The 22,143-nt window shown below is 60.2% G+C and carries 15 protein-coding genes, 1 pseudogene and 1 riboswitch; of the genes and pseudogenes, 13 read left to right on the forward strand and 3 right to left on the reverse strand.

The window, feature by feature from the left end:
- The first annotated feature begins 508 nt into the window (after positions 1 to 508).
- From EOA24_RS01800 to EOA24_RS01810, 3 genes are read left to right on the forward strand one after another with little or no spacing between them, the layout of a single operon-like run.
- Positions 509 to 6,472, forward strand: coding sequence for a DUF3320 domain-containing protein (locus EOA24_RS01800; protein WP_126057627.1), 5,964 nt, complete (start codon positions 509 to 511; stop codon positions 6,470 to 6,472).
- Positions 6,473 to 6,485: 13 nt separating this feature from the next.
- Entirely contained in the window at positions 6,486 to 7,610 is a 1,125-nt protein-coding gene (locus EOA24_RS01805) for a DNA repair exonuclease (protein ID WP_126057626.1), read from the forward strand.
- Positions 7,607 to 10,240: an ATP-binding protein gene (locus EOA24_RS01810; RefSeq protein WP_126063810.1), complete on the forward strand. Its 2,634-nt coding sequence runs from the start codon at positions 7,607 to 7,609 to the stop codon at positions 10,238 to 10,240. Before EOA24_RS01805 ends, EOA24_RS01810 begins: the two co-directional genes overlap by 4 nt.
- A gap of 21 nt (positions 10,241 to 10,261) precedes the next feature.
- Here EOA24_RS01810 and EOA24_RS01815 read toward each other — a convergent pair whose 3' ends face one another.
- The 3 genes and pseudogenes from EOA24_RS01815 to EOA24_RS42765 all read right to left on the reverse strand — a co-directional run bounded on the left by EOA24_RS01815 (position 10,262) and on the right by EOA24_RS42765 (position 12,350).
- Positions 10,262 to 10,639 (reverse strand): DUF5615 family PIN-like protein, encoded by a 378-nt coding sequence (locus tag EOA24_RS01815; protein WP_126057625.1) that lies wholly within the window; start codon positions 10,637 to 10,639, stop codon positions 10,262 to 10,264.
- A gap of 4 nt (positions 10,640 to 10,643) precedes the next feature.
- Positions 10,644 to 11,294 carry a DUF433 domain-containing protein gene (locus EOA24_RS01820; RefSeq protein ID WP_126057624.1) on the reverse strand — a complete coding sequence of 217 codons (651 nt, stop codon included), beginning with the start codon at positions 11,292 to 11,294 and terminating at the stop codon, positions 10,644 to 10,646.
- 533 nt (positions 11,295 to 11,827) lie between these two features.
- Positions 11,828 to 12,350: pseudogene (locus EOA24_RS42765) on the reverse strand (SMC-Scp complex subunit ScpB).
- Between the two features lie 898 nt (positions 12,351 to 13,248).
- On the opposite strand from EOA24_RS42765, the gene EOA24_RS44035 reads away from it, so the two are divergent.
- From EOA24_RS44035 to EOA24_RS01880, 10 genes are all read left to right on the forward strand, one after another.
- Positions 13,249 to 13,710, forward strand: coding sequence for a hypothetical protein (locus EOA24_RS44035; RefSeq protein ID WP_306283303.1), 462 nt, complete (start codon positions 13,249 to 13,251; stop codon positions 13,708 to 13,710).
- A gap of 662 nt (positions 13,711 to 14,372) precedes the next feature.
- Positions 14,373 to 14,600 (forward strand): hypothetical protein, encoded by a 228-nt coding sequence (locus tag EOA24_RS01835; protein WP_245454713.1) that lies wholly within the window; start codon positions 14,373 to 14,375, stop codon positions 14,598 to 14,600.
- 121 nt (positions 14,601 to 14,721) lie between these two features.
- Positions 14,722 to 14,838, forward strand: a riboswitch (TPP riboswitch).
- A 103-nt stretch (positions 14,839 to 14,941) separates the two neighbouring features.
- Positions 14,942 to 16,777 carry a phosphomethylpyrimidine synthase ThiC gene (gene thiC / locus EOA24_RS01840; RefSeq protein WP_126063809.1) on the forward strand — a complete coding sequence of 612 codons (1,836 nt, stop codon included), beginning with the start codon at positions 14,942 to 14,944 and terminating at the stop codon, positions 16,775 to 16,777.
- Entirely contained in the window at positions 16,774 to 17,775 is a 1,002-nt protein-coding gene (gene thiO, locus EOA24_RS01845; RefSeq protein ID WP_126057621.1) for a glycine oxidase ThiO, read from the forward strand. The genes thiC and thiO overlap by 4 nt, the downstream gene beginning before the upstream one ends.
- A complete protein-coding gene (gene thiS, locus EOA24_RS01850) occupies positions 17,744 to 17,941 on the forward strand; it encodes a sulfur carrier protein ThiS (RefSeq protein WP_126057620.1) in 198 nt (65 codons plus the stop codon). The genes thiO and thiS overlap by 32 nt, the downstream gene beginning before the upstream one ends.
- Before the next feature lies 1 nt (position 17,942).
- The gene (locus EOA24_RS01855) at positions 17,943 to 18,716 is read left to right on the forward strand and encodes a thiazole synthase (protein WP_126057619.1); all 774 of its coding nucleotides are present in this window, start codon (positions 17,943 to 17,945) and stop codon (positions 18,714 to 18,716) included.
- The gene (locus tag EOA24_RS01860) at positions 18,713 to 19,318 is read left to right on the forward strand and encodes a thiamine phosphate synthase (RefSeq protein ID WP_126057618.1); all 606 of its coding nucleotides are present in this window, start codon (positions 18,713 to 18,715) and stop codon (positions 19,316 to 19,318) included. The genes EOA24_RS01855 and EOA24_RS01860 overlap by 4 nt, the downstream gene beginning before the upstream one ends.
- Positions 19,309 to 20,124, forward strand: a complete 816-nt coding sequence (locus tag EOA24_RS01865; RefSeq protein WP_126057617.1) for a hydroxymethylpyrimidine/phosphomethylpyrimidine kinase — start codon at positions 19,309 to 19,311, stop codon at positions 20,122 to 20,124. The genes EOA24_RS01860 and EOA24_RS01865 overlap by 10 nt, the downstream gene beginning before the upstream one ends.
- Positions 20,125 to 20,751: 627 nt before the next feature.
- Complete coding sequence (locus tag EOA24_RS01875; RefSeq protein WP_245454712.1) at positions 20,752 to 20,976, forward strand: DUF982 domain-containing protein; 225 nt, start codon at positions 20,752 to 20,754, stop codon at positions 20,974 to 20,976.
- A 531-nt stretch (positions 20,977 to 21,507) separates the two neighbouring features.
- Positions 21,508 to 22,140 (forward strand): Hsp20/alpha crystallin family protein, encoded by a 633-nt coding sequence (locus EOA24_RS01880; RefSeq protein WP_126057616.1) that lies wholly within the window; start codon positions 21,508 to 21,510, stop codon positions 22,138 to 22,140.
- Positions 22,141 to 22,143: the final 3 nt, after the last annotated feature.

Here is a 22,143-nt window from a genome sequence, read left to right on the forward strand (position 1 = left end):
GCGATCAAACGTCTCCACAACGACATCAGCAATCAAAGGCATTGGACCGCGCGCACGAATTTAGGTAGCCGGCAACGCGTACGAGGAGATAGAGCTGGAAGTGCGTGCCTTTCGATAGTCTATGGGCGGAATTCGACCGCCTCACCGATAGGCCGATCGAGGTTCGCCGTCACTGTCGGGCTGGGTCCGAGTCCGCGATAGGCGCCACGACAGCGCTCGCGATAGGCGCGCAACGCTTGGTCCATGGCGCCCGGACCGCCACACATTTGCGGATGACGTCCTGCCCGTCTTGGGTTTCAGCAGCGTGCGCCGGCGCTCCGATTTCCGCGACTTTTGGATCCCCTCCAATCGTGACGACCGATTATCGCCTGTCTCCATTTCGACCGTTATCTGGGCGGTAACACTTTTAGAAATCTATGCTGCTGGACATAAGCGGCGACCATACCGAGAATTTACTTTCAAATTCTGGCGGCAAAGTTCTATCGTAAATGAAAATAGGGGATGGGGTATGGAAACGAGTTCGGAGACTGGCGATGCTGCCGGTATATCAGCCGCGCCCGTAATAGAAGTCGTGGCGGACATCGCCGCCAGCTTTACATATGCGTCCTTCCAAAATGCTATTCCGGTGATCCGGTCTATCGCGCTCAACAACCCGACCCAGCAGGGTTTCGAAAAATGCACTCTCGAGCTGACATCGAACCCCCCTTTTTTGCGCGCCAAAAGCTGGACAATTGATCGGATCGTTGCTGGCGACCGGCTTCCCTTAAGCGATCGAAAAATCGATCTCGACGCCGGCTATCTGGCCGGTCTCAACGAGGCTGAGCGCGGGGAGATAACGTTGCGCCTAACCTCAGGAGGCGCAGTGCTGGCCGAGCAGCGCGTTGCGGTGCGCCTGCTTGCCCGCGACGAATGGGGTGGCGTCGTCGATATGGCGCAATTGCTCGCCGCATTCGTCATGCCGAACGACCCGGCGATCGCAGGACTGCTGCGTTCCGCAGCGGAGCTGCTCGCAGCGCATGGTCATCCTTCCAGCCTCGATGGCTATCAAAGCGGCAATCCGCAACGCGCATTCATGCTGGCGGCCGCAATTTATTCGGCCATTGCTGGCCTATCGCTGCATTATGCAGAGCCACCTGCGAGCTTCGAAAGCCGCGGCCAAAAAATTCGACGTCCCTCAATTATTACGGCAGAAAAGCTGGCAACCTGTCTCGATACCAGTCTGTTATTCGCGTCCGCCCTGGAGGCGACGGGCTTGCATCCCGTCGTTTTGATGTTTCAGGGACACGCGGCCGTCGGCGTCTGGATGACACAAAGGACGCTCGCCAACGCCATTGAACCCGATGCCATGGAGGTCCGCAAGGCGCTGGCATCGCGCGAACTCATCGTGTTTGAGACGACAGGCGTGACGCATCGGCCGGCGATGACGTTGGAGGCTGCCCAACACGCAATCGAACAGCGGCTCGACGAAACGCAGGTAGCCACCTTTGTCGCAGCCATCGATATACGCCGCTCGCGCAGCGGCGGCATCACACCGCTTGCTTCGCACGAACCGACGCGCCGCAGCGTGGATGCAGAGGCGGCAACCGAAATCGCGTTGCCGTTGCCAGCCGCACCGGCCGTGGTAGCCCTGCCGGTCGAGATCGTCGAGGTAAAGCCGACGACAGCGGCCGGACGGATCGACCGCTGGCAGAAAAAGCTCCTCGATTTGACACTGCGGAACCGCCTGCTCAATTTTCCGGACTCCAAGAAGACAATTCCGTTTCTTTGTACTGACGTCGGCTACCTCGAGGACCGTCTGATGGCAGGCGCTTCGATCCGGCTGATTTCGCTCCCCGAACAGAATCCACTGGGCGAGCGGGATGCTGTCCTCTATCGCGAGGTGCACGGACGTGACCTCCAGCGTGGCTTTGCCGCGGAAGCGCTTCTGCGCGACGAGCTCCCGTCGACGCTCGATGGGCGTCAATTGGAATCCCGGCTGATCGATCTTTACCGGCAAGTGCGCAACGATTTTGCCGAGGGCGGCGCGAATACGCTCTTCCTGGCGGTCGGCTTCCTGCGCTGGAAGAAGAAGGCCGAGGACGAGCGCAGCTATCGCGCGCCATTGCTGCTCGTACCGGTCAAAATCGAGCGCCGCAGCGCAACATCGCATTTTACCTTGCGCTTCCATGAAGATGAACCGCGATTCAACGCAACCTTGTTGCAGTTTCTCGAACGCGACTTCGAGCTCAAACTGCCACAGTTTTCCGGTGAGCTGCCCGAGGACGAAAGCGGCGTTGATGTGCCGAGGCTGCTCGGTCTTATGCGCCAGGCAGTGCGCGACGTCCCCGGCATGGAGGTGGTGGACGAGACGGCGCTGTCGACCTTTTCCTTCGCCAAGTTTCTCATGTGGAAGGATCTGGTCGAGCGTACCGATGCGCTGCGCGAAAACCGTGTCGTGCGCCATCTGATCGACACGCCGGAGATAGCTTTCGAGGGCAATGGCGCATCATTCCGCGACGAGCGCGAACTCGACCGGCACTATGCCCCGTCCGACATGGTTTTGCTGCTGCCGGCCGACTCCTCACAGACCGCCGCAAGTCTTGCCGCCGCTGAGGGTCGCGATTTTGTCATCATCGGTCCTCCCGGCACTGGCAAGAGCCAGACCATTGCCAACATGATTGCCAACTGTCTTTCAGTTGGCAAAACCGTGCTGTTTGTGGCCGAGAAGACGGCGGCGCTCGATGTGGTGTATCGCCGCCTGCGCGAACATGGCCTGGGCGCGCATTGTCTCGAACTCCATTCCAGCAAGGCGGACCGACGCAACTTTCTCACCCAGCTCAGGATCAGCTGGGAAAGCGGCGTGCGCGTGGACGCAGCGGAGTGGATTGCGATCAACGAGCGGCTTCGCGTCCGTCGCGACGAACTGAATGCCTATGTCGAAGCGCTGCATCGGCACCATGTCAATGGTCTGACGCCTTATCTGGCGCTCGGCATCGCTCTCAAGAACAAGCGGCAGCACGCTCCGAGATTGTCCTGGCCATCGCGCGATTCCCATGACGAGGCAAACCGGCTGGCGCTGGAGCATATTGCCGCCGAAACAGGTCTCGCATTTCAGTCGGTGGAGATGCGGTCGGTCTTGCGTCTTATAGATGTCACCGAGTGGACGTCAGGCTGGCAGGACAATTTGCTCGAAGGGGCAAAGACCCTCAAGAATGCGTCCGAGGTTCTAGCGACCGCACTCGACGCCTTCCTGGTGAGCATCGGCCTGCGCGCCAAAGGCGACGCGTCAAAAGCGGAGCTCGAAGCGCTGCGAAAACTAGCAGCGGCACTCCAGGACAGTGCCGGCTATGACGTCAGCATTGTCTTTGATCGAGATTTCGCCCAGTTGCGGGGAGCCCTCGCCACTCTCAATGAGGCAATCGGAGACTATCGCAAGTCTCGCAAGGACCTGTCGGCCCGCTATGACGAGGCTGCCGTTGCGCGCATACGGGTGGAGGACATAGAGCAGCAATGGCAGCAGGCCGCTTCTGCATTCTGGCCAAACAGTCAGTTGGGCAAACGCAAAGTCCAGAAGCTGCTTCAAGGCTATGTCACAGAGGGGGTAGCCGATCCTCAGCACGACTTGCTGCTGTTGCGCCTGATGCAGGACCGCCGGGCCACTGTCGAAGCCAACATCCTATCTGGGAAGCCGATCGGATTTGCCGCACTTGATACCGACACCCACCGTATCGATCAGATACTCTCGATGGCCGAAAGGCTTCGACAGACGCTACGCCTGCCCGGCCTCGGCACGGAGGATTTCAAAGCGCTCCTGCAAGCAACCGCCCCGAGCCTGCGAAGCGGTGCAGCAGATAGCACGATGCGCTATGGGGCAGCCCGCTTCCTTGCGGCTTCTGCAGCATTCGAGGCTGCCAAGACCCAATTTGCGATCCCTGCTGGAAAGACGCCTTCTTGGGCAGAACATGATAACCCGCTGACCGAATTGACGACTGCGATGGGAGACTTGCTCGACGCCCGTCATCTTCTCCGGGACTGGACTTCGTGGTGCGGCATTCGTCGCAGGGCTGTCAGTCACAATCTGGGAGCGTTGGTCGACGATATCGAGGCGGGTCTAGTGCGACCAGCTGAAGCTCAATCCGCGTTCCGCCTGGCCTATGTACGCTGGTGGCTGCCGGCCACGCTGGATGCCGATCCGGTGCTGCGGAATTTCCGTCGCTTCCAGCACGAGCACGCCATCGAAGATTTCCGGGAAATCGACGATCTTGTCCGCGCTCAAGCAAGCCTTCGCGTCATCAGTGCCATCGCTCATGGTTTGCCGGCTGTGCAAGGCGTCCCGCGCAATTCCGAGTTGGGCCTGTTGCGCCATCAGATGGAATTGCAGCGGCCCAGCCGGTCAATCCGCGAGATGATTGGCGCGATGCCGACGAGCTTTGCCAAGCTCGCGCCGTGCATGCTGATGTCCCCTCTTTCAATCGCTCAATATCTACCGCCCGACCAAGCCCTGTTCGACGTGGTGATTTTCGACGAAGCATCGCAGATCACCACCTGGGACGCCGTCGGTGCCATCGCGCGAGCCCATCAAACCATAATCGTAGGCGATCCCAAGCAGTTGCCGCCCACCAATTTCTTTGGCCGCAACGAGGAGGACGAGGAAGTCGTCGAACACGAAAAGGATCTTGAGAGCATTCTCGACGAAGCCAAAGCGGCCGGCATCCCGGTACGTGACCTGCGCTGGCATTATCGTAGCCGCAATGAGTCGCTGATCGCCTTTTCCAACCATCACTACTATCAGAACCGGCTCATCACATTCCCTTCGCCAACGGTGGAAGATCGGGCAGTTCAGCTGCGAAAAATCACGACCGGCATCTATGACCGTGGCAAAAGCCGCACCAATCGAATCGAAGCCCAAGCGGTAACCGACGAGGCGGTCAGCAGGATGCGGCGTTGGCTGGCCCTACCGGAAAAGGACCGACCCACGCTCGGAGTCATCACTTTCAACGCGCAACAGCAGTCGCTCATCCTCGACCTTTTCGACAAGGCACGCCAGACAGAGCCGGAGCTTGAATGGTTCTTTGCCGACGAGCGTATTGAGCCCGCCATCGTCAAGAATCTGGAAAATGTCCAAGGGGACGAGCGTGACATAATCCTGTTTTCGATCACCTTTTCGCAAGATAATGCCGGCAAGCGCAGCATGGATTTCGGCGCGCTGAATCGGGACGGCGGCGAACGCCGGCTGAATGTCGCGGTGACGCGTGCGCGGCAGGAACTGATCGTATTTTCAGGTTTTGCCGCCGACCAGATCGACCCCAACCGAACCAAAGCGATCGGCGTACAGCATCTCAAAGCCTTTCTCGATTTTGCCGAACGCGGCGCTGTGGCATTGCCAGCGCAGGAACGCGGATCGGTCGGAGCCCTGGAATCCCCTTTCGAGGAGGCCGTCGCTGCCGAGCTTGAGAAGCGCGGATGGACCATCGTTCCTCAAGTCGGCATTTCGGGCTTTCGAGTGGATATAGGGATCCGGCATCCCGATCTCGCCGGCGCCTATCTGGCTGGGGTCGAATGCGACGGCGCGACCTATCACAGTTCTGCCACGGCGCGAGATCGAGACAAGGTCCGCGAGCAGGTCCTGCGCGGCCTCGGGTGGAACATTGTCCGGGTATGGTCAACCGATTGGTGGTTTGATCTCGAAGGTTGCACCGAGAGGCTTCATGCCAGCCTGGCCGCGCTGCTCGAGGAAAGCCGTCGCAAACAGGCTGAACAACAGGAAAGTGAAGCCGCGATCCATTGGGACATGGGACATAAGGTCGACCCCATGGACCCATTGCCAGCCGAAGACCTAGCATCGGCCGGCGAACCGGAACATCCGTCGATAAAATCAGAGCCAGAACTTGTCGCCGCTCCCCTCGCGACGGGAGAGCGCCCATCGGCATCTGCAGGAATTTTGCCTGCGGCCGCGCATTCGACGCATGATACCGTACCGACGGGCGGCCGTTATCGCCTGACTGATCTAACCGGATTTTCCACCAGCCCGGATCAGTTTTATGACTTCGTCTACCGAGGCACGCTGCGGTCCATGGTCGACGCGGTGATCGAGCAGGAAGGACCTCTGCGAGATGACGTCCTTGCGCAGCGCATCGCACGGGCGCATGGCTGGCTCAGAACGGGCAACAAGATTCGGGAGCGGATCGACCTGCATCTGCGCGAGTTCGATAGAACTGAAGAATCCAGCGGCAGCTTCCTATGGAAGAGAGGGACGGTGGTCGACCTGCTTGATTATCGCATGCCGTTCGATGCCGATGCCCGCCGGTCCATTGCCGACATTCCAATCGCCGAGCTGGCCGCTGTCGTCGTTGCGAACGAGGACATTCTGGAACAGTCCGACCCCGCTCTCGACCTTGCACGTCTGCTCGGTGTCGAGCGACTTGCGGCGATTTCACGCTCCCGGCTGGATGAAGCCATCGATCGCGCCCAGCGCAACCTGGCATCGACATAGTCTCGGAGACTCCATGTTTCGATTCATCCACAGCTCCGATCTTCATATCGGCAAGCGGTTCGGCAACATGCCAGAGGATCTGCGCGGGCGGCTCCGTGAAGCGCGCCATGGCGCGATCAGCCGGCTGGCAGAGCAGGCACGCGTCCATGGTGCATCCACCATACTTCTGGCCGGCGATACGTTCGATACCGAAACGCCCACTCCAGCGATGTTGCGGCAGGCCATGGCCGAGATGAGCCAGAGCGCGCCTCTGCGCTGGATATTGCTGCCTGGCAACCATGATTCCCTGTTGGCTGATCAATTGTGGAGTGCAGCGGACAGCGTTGTGCCGGACAATGTCCTGCTGGCGACGCGGCCCGAAACCCTGACCATTGGCGCGGACGTGGCGCTGCTGCCTGCACCTTGCACCACCCGCAGACCCGGTCGCGACCTTACCGAGTGGATGAACAGCGCCGCGACGCCGCAAGGCGCCATCCGGCTCGGCCTTGCTCATGGCGCTATTCAGAACTTTTCCGAAGATTCAGCAGCGTCCGATGTCATTGCACCAGATCGCGCGACTAAGGCCGGCCTCGATTATCTGGCACTTGGCGACTGGCACGGACCCGTCACCATCAATGAGCGCAGCCGTTATAGCGGTGCGCCCGAACCTGACCGTTTCAAGCATGATACACCCGGTCAGGCCCTTGTCGTTTCCATTGCCGGGCCTGGCGCCGTGCCCGAGATCGTGGCCGTTGAAACAGCTAGCTTTTCCTGGAAAACCGCTCCCCTGCATCTGCTGTCTGGCGACGACAGCGCCGCGGCATTTGAAGCGTTGCTTCCACCGGCTCATCTGCGGCGTCAGACTTTGCTGCGAATTGCCGCGTCTGGCCGGGTGCGGTTAAGTGGGCGAACGATCCTTCAAGCGGCGATCGCGGTAGCCGCGCCCGACTTCGCCTATCTGGAACTGGACGGGGACGGGCTCGCGACCGACTGCGAAAGTGGCGATTTGGATCGGATCGACCGCTCTGGTGCCCTTCGCGAGGCAGCGCAGGCACTGTTGGATGAAAGCAGCGACGAAACCCGGTCGGCTGTCGAACGCGACATATCGCGAGAAGCACTGGTTCGGTTGTTCAGCTATTGCGAGGCGATGGGATCATGAAACTTACGGCCCTTCGGCTCCACAACGTCAAACGGTTCGCCGGGCAAGGCGTCGCCATCGAAAACATCGGCGACGGCGTCAACGTGCTTTGCGCGGTCAATGAGTTCGGCAAATCAACCTTCTTCGAAGCGCTGCACGCACTCTTTTTCCAGCCTCACACGGGCACACCCGAAGGCGTGCGACTGTTGCGGCCTTACAGTGGGGGCAATCCGGTGGTGGAGGCCGACATCACCACTTCAGAAGGACGCTATCGACTTGCCAAGCAGTTTTATGGCGGCAGGCTGGCCAGCGTTATTGACCTCGACGGCGGGCGACTGTTGGCTCAAGCCGATGAGGCCGAAGCCTTTATCGGCAAACTAATCCATGGCGGAAGCGCAGGACCGGCAGGATTGCTCTGGGTTCGCCAAGGGGTCACCGGCATCGAAAGGCGCAGCAAAAGCGAGGAGGACGGCGAAAAACGCGTGCGCGAAAGCCTACTGTCCTCGGTTCAGGGGGAAGTTGAAGCCCTGACCGGCGGGCGACGCATGGCCGAAATCGCCGCGGCATGTGAAGAAGAACTCTATAGCCTGGTTACGTCAACGCTGCGTCCCAAGAGCGGCGGTCTCTATGCGGCAGCGCTCGACGAGCGTGACAAGCTGGTGAAAGACGAGCAGCGTCTCAGCGCCGAAGTCACCGGTCTGCGCGATTCGCTCGACAAGCGGCGCATGGCGTTGGCGCGTCTGTCTGAGCTTGAAAACCCCGAAGAAGGCGCCACTCGGCGGGAAGCCATCTCGGCCGCGGAAGCCGCAGTCGAGGCCGCCAAATCGCACAGCGAAGCCTTGAAAGCCGCCGAGGCGGAAGCTGCCCTTGCCGCAATTCACCACGACGCGGCGCAGCAGGCCCTCGATAGTTTTCGGACCGCGCTCAAACGAGCCACGGATTTGCGCCAGCAGTCGACGATTGCGCAGCTTCGCCGCAGTGAGGTTCTCGATCGGCGCGCTTCTGCCATTGCCGAAAACGAACAAGCGATGGGCGAAGTTCAAGCAGCCGAACTGGAAGAGCGCGAAGCACGCGAATTGCTCGCGCGGCTGGATGCGACTCTTTTGGCGCGTGACGCTGCCGAACAACTGGCCGGCTCGGACAACCGGTTGAAACAAGCCGAAGTCGCCAGAACCCAGATCGAAGATGGAGAGGCAGCACTGGCGATGCTGGCGGTGCCGGAACAAGCTGTCGAGCAACTCCAGGCGCTCGAAATCGAGATCGCCAGCCTTCGTGCAGCTCACCTGGCAACCCTGCCGACGCTATGCATGGAATACCGGGACGGCGCCGCCGATTTGGTGACCATCGATGCCAAGCCCTTGCCCCATGCAGAAGACCAAAGCTTTGCTGGCACCGTACGCCTGGATATTGCCGGCATCGGAGCCTTGACCCTGCGATCGAATCGGCCGCAGCAGGCCGACCGGACCATCGAAGACGCCGAAGCGAAGCACCGCAGCCTGCTTGCGTCCCTCGGTGTCGATAGCCTCAGGACGGCACGCCAGCGCCTAGTGGAAGCGCGCGACAAAGCTACCGAACTGGGCTTGGCGCGTCAGCGACTTGCCGATCTCGCGCCCAAGGGGATACAGCAATTACACGAGGAGCTTGCTCGTCTGAGTGCCCTCGGGGCCGGGGACCTCGAACTCAAAGTCGATCCAGAACAGATCCGGCAACATCATGCCGCAGCCGAGCAGCGTGTGGCGACAACACGCAACAGCGTGCGCGAGGCCTTGCCTTTGCGCAGCCATGCCGACGAGGCTGTCATGGCTGCGGAGACGGCTTATGTCACCATCCAGGCGGAACTGACCAGCCTCGAGGTCATATTGGGACCCGATGCAGCGCGCGAGGAAAAGGGGCGCTTGCTGCTCACCGAGGCCACCGCACGACAAAAGCTGCGCGAAGCGGCCGAAATGCGCGCTGCTCCCCTGCGCGACGGCGCTCGCGATCTCACCAGCGCTGAAGCCGTTCTGCGCCGCGCCCGTTCGGTTCAGGATGCCGCCACACAGGAAGCAAGTCAGTTGCGTGTAACCCTGGCCGATCTCAATGGCCATATTCGCACTCGGTCCGACGACGCGGTGGAAGAAGCTTTGCGCGAGGCCACAGAAAAATTGGAAATCGCTGGAGAGCGAGCGAGACGCTTCGAATTCGAAAAAGCCGTCCTCGACCGGCTGCGCACGACGCTGGTCGCTGCGCGCTCGACGGCACGCGATCTTTATCTGAAGCCGGTCATGTCCGAGCTGCGACCGCTGCTTGGATTGCTATTCGATGACATCTCCATAGTGTTCGACGAGAACACACTGTTGCCACAGACCGTTCGCCGCAATGGTCAGGATGAGGATGTCGATAGGTTGAGTGGCGGCATGCGAGAACAGCTTTCGGTTCTGACACGTCTGGCCTTCGCCCGTTTGCTTGCCCGCGACGGCCGACCCACACCGGTTATCCTGGATGACGCTTTGGTTTATTCCGATGACGACCGCATCGAGCGCATGTTCGACGCTTTGCATCGTCAATCACACGATCAGCAGATTCTCGTTTTCTCCTGCCGCCAACGCGCGTTTGCAAAACTCGGCGGTAACATTTTGCAGATGAGCGACTGGCAACCGGGTCGGTCATAAGCGGAGATCGCGCAGCCTCAGCTAGGGCGACGGCAGATCGTATCGTGTTACGATTGCAATGCCGTTTTCGATCTCGATTTCGATAACTTCATTAATCAGGAATTCCTCTGGGCCAAGATCCTCGAGGAGAGCATCGAAGAGCTCTCTCTGTTTTTCAGGCCCGACCTGAGGGACGACGATAATCAGGCCGGCGTGAACCGGTTCTTTGGCATAGAGCTTCCTGAAGTCCTTAGCATTGTTGGTGACGAAGGTGAAATCCTCATCGATAATGAGCGGCATGAGGTCCCAGTCGGTTTCGCCGCTTAGCCCAAGCCAGTTGACGTGGTTTGCTTCATGTCCGCGTTCTTGGGCTACCGCAACCAGAGACGTGTGCAGGCACTCATCGATCAGAAACCTCACGAGGTCACACGCGTCTCGACCTGGCCGACGGACCTGGGTCGCCCTTCAAAACCACGCGCTTCGACGACTTTATTTTCACGCCCTGCTCGACCAGCTTCTTAGGCCGCCCACGAACCGGGTGCGCGGCGACCCACATTCTGGCGAGCTCAATCACGCGCGGCGTTAGCTTCGGATATCCCTCCAGAACCTCCGCTTCATCTGCGCCCTGCGCTAGCATCGTCGTGATCATACGAACAGGGATGCGGGTTCCTTTGAAGACAGGCTCTCCGCCCATCACCCCTTTAACGCGGCCGATGGCGGCCTCCGCTTCATCAAGATCCACGATGCGCGCTTTGAGCTGTTTACGTGCCTCGGCGACGTCGACGATCAGCAGGTCGTCGGCCCTTACGGTCTTGGCCCTTGGGGCAGCTTTGATTTCCTCGAACAGGCGGTAGCGACGATCAGCGGGCAATGTCGCACCCACGCCATACCAAAGCTTGAGCCGCAGCAAATCCTCGCCGGTCAATGCCCGTCGGACGACCCCACCGATGCGCCGAGCAGTGCTTGGCACAGTATCGACAATGCGTTTGTCGATCGCATTGTGCACGGCCTTGATTCCTATCCCGCTGACGGCGGCTGCCTCTGCGGGGGTGTAGATGCGAGCAAGTGTGCCCATTATTCTTCTCCTTATAAAGAATAATATAGGCCGTTTGACCCCCTCCGTAAAGGCACGCGTCTTTGGAATCACGGCGGTTAGCAAAGGCGGTGGTGAGCCGAGAGGCCTCACAAACCCTTGGGGCTCGAGATGGCAGACTCGGCGCAGTATAATTGCGCTAACTATCGAATTTGCAGTTGGCGACAAACGACACACGAGTTCGTCGCGGACTTTTAACTCTGCGAAGGCGCGTCTTCGAGCGCTTTGAAACCCTACACCCATCTGCAGGCCATCTGTATCAAGCTTTGGACCAAAACCGTTTCCATCGCTCACGAGCGTTCTCTCTGGGGGTCTCAAGTGGGGCTTGCCCATGGCCACGAATTTTTGGGCGACAGCGGTGCAGAGGCCGCATACCGCTGCCTGCTTGACGTCGCTGACCGTGTCCATGTCCGAAATTTGCCTACAAATTTCGGACGCCCTTGGGCGCGCTAGATTCGCTATGGAAAGCTGGAAGCACTCGCAAGCCCGGTGGCCACAGCGTCTGCAGCGCCAAGCTATTCCTCCGTATCCAAACCCGCATCCTCATGGCCACTAGCCAACTCTGGCATAATTTCACCAGCAAGCAGCTCATCTCTGCTCAGCAGCCCGGCATCCTCGAGCGCCTCGCAGTCCGGGAGATCGCGAAGCGTGTCGAGGCCGAACTCGAGCAGGACGCTTTTGTCGTCACATAGGTGTAGGGAGCGCCGGGCGTCGGACTGCGCGGGTTCGACGCGATCAGGCCGGTGCCGCAGATGGCCGATCAGGTCGCGACTGATTACTTCCCGAAAACCGACGACAATTCGGCGCGGGTAATCGGCTGGAAGTGCCGATGCACATCAGCATCAGCACGTCCGACCACGTCAGGTCCACGGCACGCCCGCTGCTTCCGCAGGCGCGGATGGCATCGGCATAGGCCGGCCGTGTCAGGTGCTTCCAGCCGCCGGCGACAGCGACGAGGTCATAGGGCCGTCCGCGCAGCTCTCGGATGTCGTCGATGAGAAGGTCACGGGCGAGCTCGCGGGAGAGACTGCACCGCAAGCGCGTCCCGCGCGCGCGAACTGCTCGATCAACTGATCTCAGACGACGACGAATCTCGTCCAGATTCCAAAAGCGGTGGCCGCAGCGGCGCTTTGCGGGCTCGCGTTACCACAGATCGCAGAACTGTGATCTCGCCTTGTGCCCGAGACCGCAATCTGGGCTCGCGACGAAGCATATCGCTTGCGATCATCAAAGGACGCGTCGACGCCGTCGGTTGCCTTTTCCACCGCCGCCTCACACATCGTGTTGGGGCTGAAGAGCTACCTGCAAATCCTCGCAACGGGCGCGGCCGCATCCTTGATTTTACAAATTGACACGTCTTGGTTTTTAGAAAATGCCACGTGCGATGATGGCGCCAAAAAAAAATGTCACGCGAGATGATCATGCCTGAGGTAAATGGTCCGCCAAAGTTGGGAAAGGTATACCGGTTGAATGGTGGATAGGTACGCCGGATAAAAAGGGCTTCGGGTTCCGGAAGACGAACTAATCGACGGATAGGCGCTGCTCGTGAGGGAAACTGCATGCGCATTACGGTTATGACCATCCAGGGATGTCGGATATGATCTTGAATAGTGACATTGCAGGCCAAAGAGCGGCCGAGAAGCTAGCAGAGGGCCTGAAATCGCAGGGCAAGCAGCAATACGAAGAAAGGTCGAGGGAACGCGAACGAGATGTGTCTCGTTAGGTCGCACGTTGCACCAGGGGTGCGTCGGAAGGCACTCCGCCGTGTCCTGAAGAGGTAGCCTGCACTTGAGAATAGCCACGGTGGTACCTTATTTTCGGCTGTGAAGCACACGAGACCCGCGACGTGAGACCCAGTTGCTCAATACCCAGTTGCTGGGTGAGCGTGCATGACTGCCAACGGAAGGTCTTGCACGCACCCTCGCGATCTTGAGCAATGGTCGCCATGACTTTCTTCTTGCAGGCTTTTGAGTGGCCCAGCCTGCAATCACCAGACCCCACCGACTCTAAAGAGCGTGGCAGACGGGATAGTCGAGGTTGCCCGGCACAATTACGCTCAAGGCTTGCGCCGCCCAGAGGACACGCTGAAAAGGCAGCATGGGCGCGCAAGCACGCCATTCACGAGAGGTTCGACATGAAGACTATGCAAGAAAAAGACATTCCGGCATTCGTGCAAGCAGTTGTGGAGGCCGGCTGCAACATTTGCGCGATTGGCAACTTGGGATATGTCTTTGGCGATGCTGATTTGACGCCGGCGCAACGGAGGTCCGTCGAGCCACAGCTGCGCAGGATTGCTGAGATCTACGGCGAACGCGATCATCTCATGGACGAGATAGCTGTATATCTGCGGTCGATCGGACGCCATGTCGAGGTTGAGCCGAAGACAGGTGTTTCCTGATGGCCGCGATCGATCGCGTTCCGTAGTCGCCATTTCTATTGGGTAACGAGCAGCCGTCTTCCAACCTCTGAAACAAAAAAGAGGTGACCCCCAAAGGCCGCTCTCGAGACCGCAAGTCTGAGCCGCTAACGCATTGCGATAACCAGGCTGTCCGAACTGGGCGTCGATGCCTTCCTCGACCAGGTCGCGGTAGGCGGCGATCTCATCTACCGCATGCATAGCCAAGCCAGAGAAGTTTTCGGCAGCGGAATTCTCGGTCGCTTCCCCTTTTATGACTAGAGGGTGCGGCCGATCCGGCCGCGACGATCTCGCAGGGATTGCCATATACGGCAACACGAACACCGGCGGATCAATACTCGGATAATGGCGGCCGGCTATGTAGCGATCGATCGCGCACCAACATATCAATGCAATAGCTTAGTTGCTTTCAAAGGCGGGTCTCTACGAACTGCAAGCAAGCTAAACGATTGCGTCAACTCTTCCTCGCAGAGCGAAAACTCCGCGCCCACGCGATTTCTCTGCTGGAACAGCGGCACATCCTCAGCGCCAGGACACGGCCGCCGCCGTCGGGTTTTACGAAGCCGGTGATTGCATAAGTTGCCCGCAAGATATCATTGGTATCGGGAACGCCGCCGATGCCGCATCCTGAATAGAGCGGCCGCTTGCACCTGCCAGCCCGACGACCAGATCATATCTGCAACTCCATCTACCTGGACGTGGTGCAAATCACCTCGCTGAAGCCGCAAATCGTCGCCTTCGACCAGGATAACCACATCCGTGACCGCCTGAGCTACTCGGTCGATCTCGACGCACATGGCCGATACAGTTTTTCCATCCTTCACGAAGCGAATGAGACTTTGGCCATTCCAGCCCTGGTCTACGGGGCGTGACTTGTCCCCGATGCATGCGCGAGCTCTCCGCTCGGCCGGCCGCCGGACGTCGCCACCGGCCGAAGGCGCCCGAAGGCGCCCGAAGGCGCTTGACAAAGCAGCACCGGCCCATTCAACTTGAGGCATTCACCAGGGGAGTCCCGGTAAGGGGCTGAGATACTGCTGGCTTTCGCGGCGCAGTGACCCGTTGAACCTGATCCAGTTCATACTGGCGTAGGGACGGTGCAAGCGCTTTGCGGGAGTTTACGCCCGAGGTCCTGCTGCAGCAGGTCTACAGAAGCGTCTTTTCATCCTTCCGGCACAGAACTGGGTCTCCAATGCATGAGCAAAGGAGCCTCACGATGAATGCCCTCACCCCCGCCGTGTCGACGGGACCACTGCCCGCCTCGCGGAAAATCCACAAGCCCGGCGTCCTCTACCCGCAGATCAGGGTGCCGATGCGCGAGATTTCCGTCCATCCGACGGCCGGCGAACCGCCCGTCACCGTCTACGATCCGTCCGGCCCCTACACCGATCCATCAGTCCAAACCAGCATCGAAAAAGGCCTTGCCCGGCTTCGCCACGAATGGGTCACGGCGCGTTGCGATGTCGAAGCCTATGACGGCCGCCACGTCCGGCCGGAAGACAATGGATTCGCCACCGGCGAGCGCCTGACACCGGAATTTCCGATACGCAATCGGCCGCTCAAGGCCAAGCAGGGCAAGGCGGTGACCCAACTTGCCTATGCGCGCGCCGGCATCATCACGCCAGAAATGGAGTTCGTAGCCATCCGCGAGAATCTCGGCCGCGAGGTGATGCGCGGCAAGCTGCAACGCGACGGCGAAGCCTTCGGCGCGGCGATCCCAGATTTCGTCACACCCGAATTCGTGCGCGACGAGGTGGCGCGCGGACGCGCAATCATTCCCGCCAACATCAATCATCCCGAGAGCGAACCGATGATCATCGGGCGAAATTTCCTGGTGAAGATCAACGCCAACATCGGTAACTCGGCTGTCACATCGTCGATGGCCGAAGAGGTCGAAAAGATGGTGTGGGCGATCCGCTGGGGCGCCGATACGGTGATGGACCTGTCGACCGGCCGCAACATCCACAACATCCGCGACTGGATCGTGCGCAATGCACCGGTGCCGATCGGCACGGTGCCGCTCTATCAGGCGCTCGAAAAGGTCGGCGGCATCGCCGAGGACCTCAACTGGGAGGTCTATCGCGACACGCTGATCGAGCAGGCCGAGCAAGGCGTCGACTATTTCACCATCCACGCCGGCGTGCGGCTGCACTACATACCGCTGACCGTCGACCGGGTCACGGGCATCGTCTCGCGCGGCGGCTCGATCATGGCCAAATGGTGCCTGCACCATCACCGGGAGAGCTTCCTCTACGAGCATTTCGAGGAGATCTGCGACATCGCCAGAGCCTATGACGTTTCCTTCTCGCTCGGCGACGGCCTTCGTCCCGGTTCAATCGCCGATGCGAACGACGCGGCGCAATTCGCCGAACTGGAAACACTTGGAGAACTCACCAAGATTGCCTGGGCAAAGGACTGCCAGGTGATGATCGAAGGCCCGGGCCATGTCCCCATGCACAAGATCAGGCAGAACATGGACAAGCAGCTCGCAGTGTGCGGTGAGGCGCCGTTCTACACGTTGGGGCCGCTGACGACCGACATCGCGCCGGGCTATGACCACATCACCTCAGGGATAGGTGCCGCCATGATAGGCTGGTTCGGCACCGCAATGCTTTGCTACGTCACGCCGAAAGAGCATCTCGGCCTTCCCGACCGCAACGACGTCAAGATTGGGGTGATCACTTACAAGATAGCCGCCCATGCAGCCGATCTGGCGAAGGGCCATCCGGCAGCGAAAACCAGGGATGATGCCCTTTCGCGCGCGCGCTTCGAGTTCCGCTGGGAGGACCAGTTCAACCTGTCGCTCGACCCCGAAACCGCACGGTCCTTCCACGACCAGACCTTGCCCAAGGAGGCGCACAAGCTGGCACATTTCTGTTCGATGTGCGGGCCGAAATTCTGCTCCATGCGCATTTCCCACGACATCCGTGCCGAGGCTCAGAAGGAAGGCATGGCGGCAATGGCGGCAAAATACCGGGAGGGCGGCGATCTCTACATGCCGGCGGACGAGACTGGCGTACCGGTCGTGCCGGAGGCTCCCAAACCATCATGAGGGTGCTCGTCAAAGGGGCCGGCGTTGCCGGCCTCACCGTCGCTTTCGAACTCGCCGCCCGCGGCGCGACGGTCACAGTCGCCGAGATGCGGCATGGCCTTGGCGGCAACGCGTCGTGGTTCGCCGGCGGCATGCTGGCGCCATGGTGCGAGCGCGAAAGCGCGGAGCAGCCGGTGCTGGATCTCGGACGCGACGCTGCCGACTGGTGGGATGCGGTGCTGTCGGGTCAGGTGACACGGGCCGGGACATTGGTCGTGGCCGCGCCGCGTGATGCCGGTGAGCTTGACCGGTTCGCCAGTCGCACGTCAGGGCATAGGCGCGTCGATGAAAACGAAATTGCGCTCCTGGAACCCGACCTCGCCGGCCGCTTCCGGCGTGGATTGCTCTTCCCCAACGAGGCTCACCTCGACCCACGCCAGGCGATGGCGGCACTTCATGACAACCTTGCGACCATGGGTGTCAAATTCCACTTCGGCTGCGACGCCCGGCCTGTTTCGGGTTTCGCCCGTCAGATAGACTGCATGGGAATGGCAGCGGCCGATGACAGGCTGCGCGGTGTTCGCGGCGAAATGCTGATCCTTCGCACGCCTGATGTCTCGCTGTCGCGGCCGGTCCGTTTGCTTCATCCACGCTTTCCGCTTTATGCCGTGCCGCGCACCGATCACCGTTTCATGATCGGAGCGACGATGATTGAAAGCCAGAGCGCCGGACCGGTGACGGCGCGTTCCATGATGGAGCTGCTGGGCGCCGCCCATGCCCTCCATCCGGCCTTTGGTGAGGCCGAGATCGTTGAAACCGGTGTGGGTGTCCGTCCGGCATTTCCCGACAATTTGCCACGCGTCGAAACAGACGGTGAGATCATCGCGATCAACGGTCTTTATCGTCACGGTTTTCTCCTCGCCCCCGCCATGGCGCGCCAGGCTGCCGGCCTGGTTTTCAGTCAAGACAGAACCAAGGAGCATGCTCATGAAACTGATGGTCAACGGCGAGGCGCGTGAGATTGCCGCCACCACGCTGGCCGAGTTGCTTGCCGCGCTCGACTATGAGGGCGATTGGCTCGCCACCGCCGTCAACGGCGACCTCGTGCACAAAGCCAACCGCACGGAGTTCCAGTTGAGCGACGGCGACCGGATCGAAATCCTCTCGCCCATGCAGGGCGGCTAGCATGTTGGAGCTTTATGGAACCGAGCTTTCGTCGCGCCTGCTTCTCGGCACCGCTCAATATCCTTCGCCGGCCATCCTTGCCGATGCAGTCAAGGCGTCGGGCACGTCGGTGGTGACCGTCTCGTTGCGGCGTGAGATGGCGGGCGGTAGAGCCGGCGAACAATTCTGGTCGTTGATCCGCTCGCTGGGCGCCAGAATCCTGCCCAATACCGCCGGCTGCCTCTCCGTCAAGGAAGCCGTCACCACCGCGAAAATGGCGCGCGAGGTCTTCGGCACCAACTGGATCAAGCTCGAAGTGATCGGCAATCACGACACGCTACAGCCGGATGTGTTCGGTCTGGTTGAAGCCGCCCGCATCCTGTGCGAGGACGGCTTTGCGGTATTCCCCTATACCACCGACGATCTCGTTGTCGCCGAGCGGCTGCTGGAAACGGGCTGCAAGGTCCTGATGCCGTGGTGCGCACCGATCGGTTCCGCCTTGGGACCGGTCAACATGACGGCGCTGCGCTCGATGCGCGGATATTTCCCTGGCGTCCCGCTGATTGTGGATGCGGGGCTCGGACGGCCGTCGCACGCGGCCACCGTCATGGAACTCGGCTTTGACGCCGTGCTCCTGAACACAGCGGTCGCCAAGGCGGCATATCCGGTCGGCATGGCGCGTGCTTTCGGTAAGGCGGTCGACGCCGGTCGTGAGGCGTTCAGTTCGGGAATGCTCGAACCGCGCGACGTCGCCGTGCCATCGACACCGATGGTCGGCAGGGCCGTTTTTTCATGAAGCTCGATCCCTTTTATCTGATCGTCGACAGCGCTGCCTGGATCGAACGGCTGGTCCCACTCGGAGTCCGGCTTCTGCAACTGCGCATCAAGACCGTGGATGAGGCTGGGTTGCGCGCGGAGATCCGCACCGCGAAGGCCTTGTGTGCTCGATACCAGTGCCAACTCATCGTCAACGACCACTGGCGCCTGGCAATCGAGGAAGGCTGCGACTTCATACATCTCGGCCAGGAGGATTTGCAGACCGCTGACCTCTTGGCGATACGGGCAGCCGGCGTAAGGCTCGGACTGAGCACACATGATCATCAGGAGCTGGAAACGGCGATGGCCGCCGAGCCTGACTACATAGCGCTTGGACCCATCTATCCGACCATCCTGAAGAAGATGAAATGGGCGCCGCAAGGGGTCGAACGGATCAGCGAATGGAAGCGCCAGGTCGCGCCGTTTCAATTGGTCGCCATTGGTGGCCTCAACCCTGAGCGGCTCGACGGTGTCTTTGCGGCTGGCGCGGACAGCGCGGCGGTGGTGACCGACATCACGCTCAACGACGACCCCGAGGCGCGCACGCGAGAATGGATCGAAAAGACGGACCAATGGCGCTGAGGCGAGAACCACATGTGCTTGTCGTCGGTGGATCGGACTCCAGTGGCGGTGCTGGAATTGCACGCGATATCGAGACGATCTCTGCCATTGGCGTGCGCACCTGTCTCGCCGTCACAGCGCTAACGGTGCAAACGCATGACGCCGTGATCGAAATCTATTATTCGCCACCTAGCCTGGTGGCCAATCAGATGTGCGCCGCGCTGCAGGCCAACGACGTGGCCACAATCAAGATCGGCATGCTGGCGACTGCCAAGATCATTGTTGCCGTTGCCGCAGTGCTGCGCAAATTTCCGCATGTCCCCGCAGTACTCGACCCTGTGCTGGCCTCCACCTCAGGCCGCGCACTTCTGCAAGCAGGCGCTATCGCTGCCATGAAGCGCGATCTTATGCCGCTTTGCTGCATTGTCACGCCCAACCTCCCTGAACTGGCGCTCCTTAGTGGCTCCGAACTGGCAGTGGATGAGGACGGAGCGCTCCAACAAGGAAAAAGACTGCTGGCCGCCGGCCCTCAAGCCCTGCTGATCAAGGGTGGGCATGCGTCGGGAACCCGGTCGACCGATATTCTGTTACGCTCCGGGCACGAACCCATCCGCTTCGATGCACCGCGCCTTGCCACATCGATGCGCGGGACAGGTTGCATGCTGGCCAGCGCGATTGCGGCGCATCTGGCGAAGCCGAAGCCGCTCGAAGACAGCGTGCGCGAAGGCAAGCTGTTTGTCTTGGAGAGGCTTCAGAAATGCCGGCTGAATAACCACAGCGTTCTGCGTCCAGCCAAGCAGACCCATTTTCCAGAATTTTTCCCGTAGCGAGACTAGAGAAGGGGCTACTGCTTCTCTATGCCATCCTCACAACGCGTTGAGTTTCTCACTGCCAATTATGCGACTTTCGAGGTGCAAATAGCGAATATCGAGTTCTTAGTGACAGAAACGACCGGAATTGGTTGCGTGGATCACCAGGTCGCTACCGATTGGGTCAGCGACTCAATAGAACGTCACATCTCTGTCCACACTCGAGCTTATTTGCCGCAAACGCGTCGAGCCCCGCGTCAATCGGTCTTATAATAGTATCCGGGGCAGCTCCAAAGCTGTGGCATCGGCTACCCGCCGGCCGTGGCGCTTGCTGTTCGAGCGTCGGACGCCGCCTGCCATTGAACATCTGATGGGCTATTGGGTGGCGGCGACACACTCATCCAGGTGCAACTGGCTTTTTCAACTCGGGAACCAGCAGAAGCCTTCGCTGCGTCGCAACATTTGGATTATGTCGTACAGCCCGATCTTCCAGAGAAAACAAGACCTAACGTTCGAAACCTGTCACGCAACCAACCACCGAATGAAAGATCCAGCGTGCGATCGCAGGGAGGTAAGAATAACCGGTCTGGCTTTCCTATCGCCGGTCCAGGTTAAGACCAACGACGTCGTCACGACATCAACACAGTGCGCGAAGCGCTCGTATTCCTGAATCAGTGGCCAAAAGCGCGTCGGGGACCGGTATTCAGTTGCGCGGTGAGAAGCAGCAACGCAGCGATCGCCGGACAGATGACACCCGAGCAGGCGCGGCAAGCATTGTGGGATTTGCCAGGATTGCCGGCGTGCTGGCCAAATCTGATTTCGTCGTTGGTGGCGACTGATTTAAAGCTGCAGGAAGATCACCGCCGGTAACGCGTTGGCCCGCTGCTCGCCAAGACGGAAAGAACGCCGCCTTGTGAGTTCCAATAATGGGCGATGCGGGAATTGCACATGTCTGTGCCCATCTGTCCGGCCGAAATGCAAATGGCGTCACTGGCGAAGGTCAGCGAACGCGGCACGCAGGGCTGGATTCTTTTGACTTGCGGCAAGCCGACATAGGTGCTGGCTTGATGTCTCGGTCACTGCGACGTGTCATGCCGATTCATTCGTCAGCTACCATGACGATGCGGCGCGTCGCCTGCGATCAGTTGATCGAACCGCGGTGCAATTCGGGACGCTTCGTCGATCCCGACAGTTGCGCAAAGGGAAGCCAAATCAGCGACTAGAGGCAACGTGGCTACGGATTCGAAGGGACCCCGCTGTTGCCGAAGAGGTGACTGGTGGAATGTCAAAGATCACCTCGTGAAAGGCCATTTGGGGCCACCTAATGATAAAGCCGGATGCCGCTATCGGGTCCTGGCACGGGAATGACGGTCCGGCCCTACGGTGGATCGAGTTCGGTTCATGTCGCTTCGCAAGGAGGATGTGTTCCGGCGTCTGCCCGAACCCCTCTTTCTCGCATTCTGCGAGGTTGCGCGATCGGGCCGCTCGGTCTCTGTGCTGATCGCCCCTCCTGTTGCCATCGATCGATTCCGCTTCCGGTGCGCACGCACGTGTCGCGCGTGGCAATCATGCAAGGTCGTGAATCATAGGAGGATGTACATGCTTTTGTCGGATTTCGGCCGCATCGGGTTCGATCCGTTTGTGGAAATGCGGCGCATGCAACAGGAAGTAAACCAGCGTTTGGCCGGGCTGACCGCCAGCGCCGCTCAGGAGTTTCCGCCGATCAATCTTTGGACTGGCGAGGACAGCGTGGCGGTGGCCGCGGAACTGCCGGGGATATCACCTGACGAAATCGGCCTCACGGTGCGCGAGAACATTCTGACATTGAAGGGAACGCGCGAGCCTCGAACGGAGGACGAGAAATCCGTCTGGCACCGCCGTGAGCGCGCCTATGGGACCTTCTCCCGGACAGTGCAATTGCCATTCCGCGTCGACCCGGAACGGGTCGAGGCGCGTTTCGCCAACGGGCTGCTCGAAGTCGAGTTGCACCGGCCGGAGGCGGATCGGCCGAAGAAGATCCAGATCAAGGGATAGAGG

Source organism: Mesorhizobium sp. M2A.F.Ca.ET.039.01.1.1 (assembly GCF_003998035.1).
Taxonomy (GTDB): Bacteria; Pseudomonadota; Alphaproteobacteria; order Rhizobiales; family Rhizobiaceae; genus Mesorhizobium.